This window comes from Candidatus Dependentiae bacterium (assembly GCA_003511165.1).
In the GTDB taxonomy this organism is placed as follows: domain Bacteria; phylum Babelota; class Babeliae; order Babelales; family UBA12411; genus UBA12411.
Genome location: DOJW01000004.1, coordinates 195409 through 204037, shown reverse-complemented (window position 1 = coordinate 204037; position 8629 = coordinate 195409). Strand labels below are relative to the sequence as shown.

8 protein-coding genes and 1 other RNA gene are annotated in these 8629 nt (G+C 30.2%); 2 read left to right on the top strand and 7 right to left on the bottom strand.

From position 1 onward, the window contains the following. Positions 1–46: 46 nt before the first annotated feature. Together DEA20_02700 and DEA20_02695 are read left to right on the top strand one after the other, a co-directional pair. Positions 47–1090: a hypothetical protein gene (locus DEA20_02700; GenBank protein HBS48083.1), complete on the top strand. Its 1044-nt coding sequence runs from the start codon at positions 47–49 to the stop codon at positions 1088–1090. A 200-nt stretch (positions 1091–1290) separates the two neighbouring features. After that, the gene (locus tag DEA20_02695; GenBank protein ID HBS48082.1) at positions 1291–2505 is read left to right on the top strand and encodes a hypothetical protein; all 1215 of its coding nucleotides are present in this window, start codon (positions 1291–1293) and stop codon (positions 2503–2505) included. 15 nt (positions 2506–2520) lie between these two features. Here the strand turns inward: DEA20_02695 and DEA20_02690 are convergent, their stop codons facing one another. The 7 genes from DEA20_02690 to tsaB form a co-directional block, all read right to left on the bottom strand. Further along, positions 2521–3291: a hypothetical protein gene (locus DEA20_02690; GenBank protein ID HBS48081.1), complete on the bottom strand. Its 771-nt coding sequence runs from the start codon at positions 3289–3291 to the stop codon at positions 2521–2523. 141 nt (positions 3292–3432) lie between these two features. Further along, positions 3433–4155, bottom strand: coding sequence for a hypothetical protein (locus tag DEA20_02685; GenBank protein HBS48080.1), 723 nt, complete (start codon positions 4153–4155; stop codon positions 3433–3435). A gap of 2 nt (positions 4156–4157) precedes the next feature. Beyond that, positions 4158–5051: a hypothetical protein gene (locus DEA20_02680; protein ID HBS48079.1), complete on the bottom strand. Its 894-nt coding sequence runs from the start codon at positions 5049–5051 to the stop codon at positions 4158–4160. A 15-nt stretch (positions 5052–5066) separates the two neighbouring features. Next, positions 5067–6059 (bottom strand): hypothetical protein, encoded by a 993-nt coding sequence (locus DEA20_02675; GenBank protein ID HBS48078.1) that lies wholly within the window; start codon positions 6057–6059, stop codon positions 5067–5069. A gap of 327 nt (positions 6060–6386) precedes the next feature. Beyond that, positions 6387–7100 carry a hypothetical protein gene (locus DEA20_02670; GenBank protein ID HBS48077.1) on the bottom strand — a complete coding sequence of 238 codons (714 nt, stop codon included), beginning with the start codon at positions 7098–7100 and terminating at the stop codon, positions 6387–6389. 18 nt (positions 7101–7118) lie between these two features. Next, positions 7119–7482, bottom strand: an RNA gene (gene rnpB, locus DEA20_02665) — RNase P RNA component class A. A gap of 429 nt (positions 7483–7911) precedes the next feature. Beyond that, positions 7912–8625, bottom strand: coding sequence for a tRNA (adenosine(37)-N6)-threonylcarbamoyltransferase complex dimerization subunit type 1 TsaB (tsaB, locus tag DEA20_02660; GenBank protein HBS48076.1), 714 nt, complete (start codon positions 8623–8625; stop codon positions 7912–7914). Positions 8626–8629 lie beyond the last annotated feature (4 nt).

Sequence of the window (8629 nt, the reverse complement as noted above, 5' to 3'; positions counted from 1 at the left end):
TAATTATCGAGTTCGCGTTAATTTATCAAAAATAGGAAAACAATTTATGAACTTAAAAACAAAATTTTTAATATTTTTGGCATTGATCGCTATTCCGATAGCAACACCTATCTGTACTAGCTGCGCAGATTATAAGCTAAGAATAGAGAACAATGGACAACAATCTGTCAAATCTATTAACAATGAATTTATAAAAACACTTCCAAACGCACAAAAGCAAAATATTATAAAAACAGAATCGTTAACATTACGCACAGAAAGCGGAATCGAATTTCCAACAATTTTTATCAATAACAACAGTTCCCATATTTTAGTCCTTGGGCAAGGATTTCCTGGTGGCAAAGAGTCAATGAAATCATTTATTGATTATCTTGGATCTGATTTTGACTATATTATTTTTGATTATCGATGGACACAAATATTTAAATTTATGTGCAAACCTTCTACTTTAATTCATCCTTTCCAAAAACTATTATGCGAAGAACAAGAAGAACTTTTTGCGATCGCAAAATATATTCGCTTAAAAGAAAGGGAAAGAAATCGTACTTATAAAGAAAGAATTGCTCTAGGAGAATGCTATAGTAATTTTGTCTTCGTTAAATCACAAGTTTTATCTCAACAACAAGGTAATGCTATTTTTACAAAATTGATTCTTGACAGCTGCTGGCTATCATTAAAAGATTTTGTAGACAGCATTTGTTTTGACCCTTATTTACCATGTTCACCACAAGAAGGAGGTACTCCTCTTTGGATAAAAAGGATTCTGACTTTAAAATGGATTCACGCTCCCATTTCCAAAATAGCGCGCTTACTAACCCCGCAAATTTCTATAAGTCCATATTTAGCTCAGCTTGAAAACATTCCTGTTTTGTTTATACATGGCACAAATGATTTGATGGTCCCGCGCAAACATTTTGACAAAATATGGGAAGATACCGCAACACACCAAAAAGCTGCCTTCATTACACCTCATGCTCACTCTGACAACTTCAAAAAAGAATCCCGCCATTTATATAAATATTTGGTTAAAACTTTTGCTTACTCTAATTTTGATGAATTTTACCAAAATGTTGAGGAAAATTCAGATTGATTTTTTATGTTTTACTATATTAAACAGCACAAAATCTTATACCTAAAATGCTTTTTTTTGTATAAATCCAATAGAAAAACACTATTTTTCATAGTTTTTCATACTATTTTACTTACACCATTTTTCTTCATTAACTAAAGCTAATATGCTCTTTTATATGGAAAAATAACCCCTAATTTATCAAAAGAGGAAACAAGCTTATGAATTTAAAGTTAAAAGTTTTTATATTTATGGCATTAATTGCCATACCATCAATATTTTTAGGCAAAAAAGTCTTTAGATATTTCACGTTTAACGAACTGCCAAAAATTAATGTTTTAGGCGTAGAAGAAAATAAGGTTTATAAAGACAAAATCAATTACGAAATACAAGCAATTTCTGACTATAAAATTGCACAAGTAAAAGCTAGTTTAAATAACACAAAATTAGAACCAACATCTTTTAGCAAAATTGGAGAAAATGTATATCAATCTCACTTTGAAATTGATACAAAAAATTTGGCCAATGAAAAATATTTGCTTGAAATATCAGCACAAGATTCTAGTTTTGCTAAAAACAAAGCTACTTCTTTTATGAATATCTTTGTGGACAATACTCCACTCTCTACAGCACTTGTAAAATCCGAGTTTAAATCAGAGCAAGGCAAAACAGTTAAAATCGAATTGAACTCAAACAAAAAACTTGCACAAGCAACTGCCAATATTTTTTCTAAACAATTTAATTTTGCACAGCAATCTGACAACTCAACAAATTATGTCTGCTTCATTCCAATTGATTGTGAAGAAGAAGTAAAAACACATTTACTAGCAGTTGATGTAATAGACTTACCAGGAAACAACAGTAAATTAGTAGGAAATATCGAAGTGCTAGCCGCACAATTTCCAAAGCAAGTAGGCTTTTCTGTTTCACAAGAAAAATTGATGGAAGAAAAACAAAAAGGAAATCCTGATCATTTCCTTGCAGAAACTTTGGTAAAAGCGATCGCAGAATCACCAAAAGAAAAACTATGGAAAACTGCTTTTGATTTACCTATGAATGTACAAAAAATTACCACTCCTTTTGGAGAGCGTAGACAAACTCCACAAAAAGGAAAATATCTTCATAAAGCTATAGATTTGATTAATTTCCCAAGGTCAACAGTTTGGGCAAGTAATGATGGAAAAGTGATCGTAAAAGATAGATTTTTCATGTCAGGAAACACCATCGTTTTAGACCATGGATGTGGGATATTTACTCTTTATTATCATTTAGACAGTTTCGCATCTGACATTTCTGTAGGTGACTTTGTAAAAAAAGGAAACCCAATCGGAAGACTTGGCAAAACAGGATATTCATCTGGATATCATTTGCACTGGGAAATGCGAATAAATAACGTTGCAGTTGATCCATTACAATGGGTAGAAAACAAATTTTAAACCAACTAATTTGAGCTAAGCAGAATTTGCTAAATTCATACCAAAAAGATGTACGTCTACCTTTTTACCGCGCAGCTGATGCATTCCTAAATCTGTAAACTTATTTTTTAAATCCACAGATAAAAAATCACAAATAGATTTTGATATCAATATTCTATGTTTTAAATCTTTTGCTAAACCTTCTAACCTGCTTGCAATATTCACAGCATCACCAACATAAGAATATTCAAAACGATCAACCGAACCAACCACCCCAGCTATCACTTTGCCAAAATTTATCCCACAGCGATTTAAAACTGATTTTCCGTCAGGAATTTTTACGATTGTAGCTATTTCACACATTTGAATAGCACATTGAATAATATTGTTCATAAATTCTTCTTTAGACTGTTTTTCATCAAATTCAAAAACAATCATAAGACCGTCACCCAAAAATTTGTTAACAATTCCTTTATGCTTATTAACAATCTCAACCATCTCATTAAAATAAGAATTTAAAAGCGCCAAAACATTCTTAGACCCTATTTTTTCACTAGTCTCTGTAAAACTGCAAATATCACAAAAAATCACGGCAGCTTCTATCAATTTACCTTTTCGAAGTTCATCCCAATCTTTATTTAAAATATTTTGCGTAGCTTCTTTACCGACCATACAGTTTAATAAAGATAAATCTGCACTTTGAAATACCAATTTATTTTCACATTTAAGTTGAAAATCATTTTTATTTGGAATTATAAATTTAATCTGCAAAAAGATAATTAAAGACAAAAATAAGAATTTTTTCACTTACCCCTCCCATACCGATATATTATTTTTAATTTATTAGAAGAATAGAGGTATTTTCAATGATTTCAAGACAAACTACCCAAAGATAATAAATCCTGATGAATTAATTTTAACTTTCTCATTTTTTATCACAAAAAATAATTAAAATATTGTTTTTAATAGTTCAACATTTTTAATAATACTTTGATTTGTCGATTTATCTTTTTTTATCTCAAAATAACAATCTTTAGTGTATTTTTTCACCACATCAGCATCGTGGCAAACAACCGTTATTATCAAATCGCTTGTTATTGCTAAATAATTTAGAAATGCAAAAACCATTTCGACATTTTGTTCATCAAGCGCTGCGCTAGGCTCATCTAACAATAAAATTTTACAACTCTTTTGCAAACTCATAATGATCGCTAAAATCTGCCGCTGTCCTCCGGAAAGCAATGAAACCTTTTTTTGTAAATCTAAATTAAATTTATCAAACAGATGATTATCAAACTTTTTTTGGCTTAACATTGCTAATTTTGGAAACATACCCACATTTGCAAGCCTCAAATTTTCTTCTACTGTCATATCTTTTGCAAGCATCAGGTCAAAATTTTGCGGAACCATTTTCGTATATTTTTTAAAAAATAACGGAAAGTTTTTATCTGTTACTAAATATTTCTGCTCCTCAAAATAAAAACTTGCATTCAGAGCATCTCCACAATTTAATTTTCCAAATAAAATTTTAAGCAACGTCGATTTACCCGAGCCGTTCGCACCTTTGATAAAATTCAATTTTTCAGTTTCAAATTCTACCTGCTGATTTTCAAAAAAATATTTTATTTGCCCTGCGAATTTAAAATATAAATTTTCAATTTTGAACTTCATAACTAAAACCCCAAATTATTTAACATTTTTTTAAAATTAACTTCATTGAATTTCAGATTCAAAAACAAAAAACATAAAATCAAAATTGCCTGCAGCATAGTAAAATACTTCGTATCAAAACCAAATTGCATCATTAATTGTTGGAGTAAAATGTAACTACATACCCCGAGTACAGGAACAAAAATCGAAACTCTTTTTTTGAATCGATTAAAAAAATTACCAAACAAAATAACAGCAATGCATAAAAGCGCGATCCCGCTACCCATACCAATATCAACAAAACCACTCGCCTGCACAATCAAAAAACCCGAAAGACCTGCAAGCGCATTACTCAAAATAATTCCTACAAAATAAACATACTTTTTAGAAATATTATAAAAACTAAAAAATTCGCCATTAATTCCAAAAACAACAAGACAATATCCAAGCGACGTTTTAAAAAATAAAAAACCAATCAAAATTAATAACATAAAAATCAAAAAACCAACTAAAAATTCTGGGTAATTTTGAAAAATTATTATTTTATTTATCACTAGATCTACAGATGCCAAAGAAATATTGCTGCAACCTAACACTATTTGATTTATTCCTTGAAACATACCGATAGTCAAAATAGCAGAAAGCATATGTGGTAATTTTAAAAAAATAGAAAGCGAACTCGAAATAAAACCTACAAGCGCGCCCCCAAGTAAACTAGCAAATATTACAAGCAGATATTTTAGTAAACTTTCGCCACCAAAGATCAAAGCAGTTTTCGATGCCAAAATGGCACCGAAAACATACGCAGCTTCTATACTCAAATCTGGAAGACGCATTAAAGAAATGCTTATATAACCTCCAACCATCAATGGAAAATATAGAAAAGAAAACTCGATCAAATTCATTAAAAAATTCATTATTTAACTCCCCTTTTAAATTATTTCGCTATTTTGCATAAGCAAAAACAGTTTTGCATCTAAAACAAGACCTTGCTGTGCAGCAACTTTAGAATTTATTTTTAATTTGAAACCTTCAGCAAGGCTACTTGGTATCTGTGATGGTTTTTTACCTTTTTGCAAGATTTCAACAGCTTTTTTGGCAGTCGAAACACCAATATTATATTCAGAAACACCAAATCCAATAGCCGCACCTTTTTCGACAGAATCAAGATCCGAAACAAGCAAGGTTATATTGTTGCGGTTGCACAATTTTATTAATGCATCAATTGCAGAAACAACCGTGTTATCTTTCAAAACAAAAACAACATCTACTTCATGCAGCGCACTAGAAATTTTTTCAAAAATTTCATTAGGACTAAAAACTTTTAACAATTTTAAATTCAAATTTTTTGCATTTGTAATCTGCTGTATTTCATTTTTTTGATCTTCCAAATCAGGATGGTAAACAAGTAAAATATTTTTAACATCCGGTTTTAACGCAAGTAAATATTCAATTTGTTTATCATTTGGAACAGAATCGAAAACCCCAGTAAAATTATTTCCTGAATTTTCTATAGACTTAATGATTCCTGCGTGCAAAGGATAGCTAACACCACTATAAACAACAGGTACATTTTTATTAATTTTTGCAGAAAATTCTTTCACAAGTTGCGCGGTAACAGTTGTAATCGGTACAATCAAATCATATTTTTCACTAATAACTTGTTTAGCCTGCATCATCATAAGCGAGCGATTTCCATTTCCGTTAAAAACATCAAATGAAAATTCTCCGCAATTAGCCTGCTTGATACTGTCAATAAAACCTTGTTTTATTTTTTCAAGAGATGGGTGAGAAACTGGAAGTAAAATCGCAATTTTACGTTTATTTGCGGATTCACTTGAAAACTGCGAATTCAAATTAACAAATAAAATTGCACAAGAAACAACAACGACATTAAAAAACAGACTTAAATATAACTTTTTCATAAGTTTTCCTTATAAATTAAAAATCAAAAATAGAGATCTAACCGCATAATCTGCAGTTAAAACAAAACCATCAACGGTTGAATAAACTAAAAAATGTAATGTGATAAAAAAAGATATTGAGGGCTTAAGCCCAAAGCCAAGAATTCAAAATTAAAGAAGAAATAAAGGAAAAACCAAAAGATAAACTTTGGTTATAAATTGAAAATTTATTTAAAAACGATAAATTCGGACATTTTTCTTTCATAAAAACCTCTTTTTTGAAAGAATCCTTAAAATAAACATAAGCTATGTTTACATTAAAAATATTTTGAAGTCAAACGGTGTGTTTTATTGAACGTCTACCATTATCTGCAAATATAATTTTTTGCTTAGATCGACAATTGAACCAGCCATTGGCTTTTGATCGATAACAAACAACTTTTCTTTTTCAAATCTTGATTCTTCACTTTTGAAAACAACATTTAAAGAAACATCATTTTTTTGAGCAAAATCTTCAATATCTGAAAGCTTGCTGTTTTTAAAATTTGGAATAATAACAACTGGATTACTACCCAAAGAAATGTAAAGAATCATTTCCTTACTTTCAATTCTTTCATTTGGGGATGGAAATTGAGCAAAGCAAGAATCTTTTGGATAAATTGAGGGAGAAGCTATAAGACGATATTTGATACCAAGCTCGTTTAGTTTTGATTGTACGTCAGATATATTTGCACCCAAGAAATTTGGACTTGTAGAAGTTCGATGTGTTTTAGCAATAGAAATAAAAATTGAATTATTTAACTGAACGAACATTCCAGGTGCTGGTTGCTGCTCTAAAACAATTCCTTGTTTAAAATCTGAACCTTCAACTTCTTTCAAAAGACGCATATTTAAACCGTTTTCAGATAAAATAGCTAAAGCTTCTTGGATACTTTTACCTACAACCGAAGGTGTAGAGATTTGCTTTTTGTGCAAAAGAAGTCGCAAGCCACTATACCCTAACAAAAAGGCAACAAAGGGAAGAAACCAGATATAACCATTTAAATTCTTAAAACGTATCATATTTATTCATCCAAAAATAAAAAACGTAAACATGTAAGCCGGATTCTGTACATTTTGTTTGATCAAAATGTGGTAACCATCTATCTAAGCGACATACCCATAGGTAACAGTAAGAACAGGAAACTTTGACCTACTTATTTTGTCTTGCTCCAGGCTGGGTTTACCGTAACAAACACATCACTGCATTTGACCGTGCGCTCTTACCACACGTTTTCACCCTTACCCAAAATAAATTGGGCGGTATATTTTCTGTGGCACTTTCCGTAGGATTACTCCTCCCTTAGTTGAAAAATCTCCTAAGGCGCCTATCCTGTTTGGAGTCCGGACTTTCCTCTCTTCGCCAAGTTTTTGCCTGACAAAAAGCGATTACCCTGTTTACGTATAAAATTTCTAAATATCAAAAAAACACACATTGAAATTATGTTAATAGATAAAACATACATTGTCGAATACCAAGGAACCATTTTATGAAGAATGCACTGTTTCACTAAAAAAATTTCTATAAAAAGTGCTAAAACCAGCAAAATATAATGAAAAACATTGAAATATATTAAAAACACCAATCTTATTAAATAAGCAAGCAAAATTATTGGAATAATATAAGAAAAAGCCAAACCAAAACGATCGTTTTGAATAAAATCTTCTAAAAGCAGAAAAATTATATAAAAATTGATTCTTCCAAAAAAACCAATTTTATAATCTTTTTTTAGTTGGTTAATGATAAATCCAACAAGCAAAAAATTGAAAATCCATTGATCAAAAATTGAAAGAGCTATTAAATCCATTAAAAAAAGAATAAATGAAATCATATCTACATATATTTAGGTTTATAATTTTGAATTTTTAAGTAAAGAGGCAAAAGTTGTGTGCTAATACCTTCTTTGTTTATCCATCGCTTCAAAGCAATTTCCCCAATAACTTTAGAACTAGCAACATCAATATTTTGCTGCTGTAAAATAGCCTTATTCTCTAAAACATTTGAAATTTGTTCTTTAAAAATTTCTACTCCATTTCCGCAAAACAAAAATTTATTTTGAGGAAAACTTTCTTTTAAAAATAGCAAAAACTGTTCAATGTTTTTGTATCCTTTTTCTACTTTACAAGAAATCTCATTATTTGAATTTATCTGGTAACCCCCGAAAAAAATATCGCCATTAAAAGCGTTCAAAATTGGAATTATCAAAACATCTTGTTGTAAATCATGTTTCTCTAAACATTCCGTAGCCAGAGCATCTAAACCATCAACGCCAATCAGCGAAATATTACTTGAAAAAGATATAGAATTTAAAGAACTTATTATGACTCGCAACGCGGTGAAAGACCCAGGTCCAATGTCGGCGGCAATAAAACTAATATCCGACAAAGATGTTAGATTTTCTTTTAATATTTGATCAACTAAAGAGAAAAAAAGAGAACTTGCTTTGATATCATCTTTTTGTATACAGCAACACAGTTTAGAATCTAAAAATAAACTTATTTCTAAACTTTTATAACTACCTTGAACGCTAATAAAATTTGTTTTCATTAAT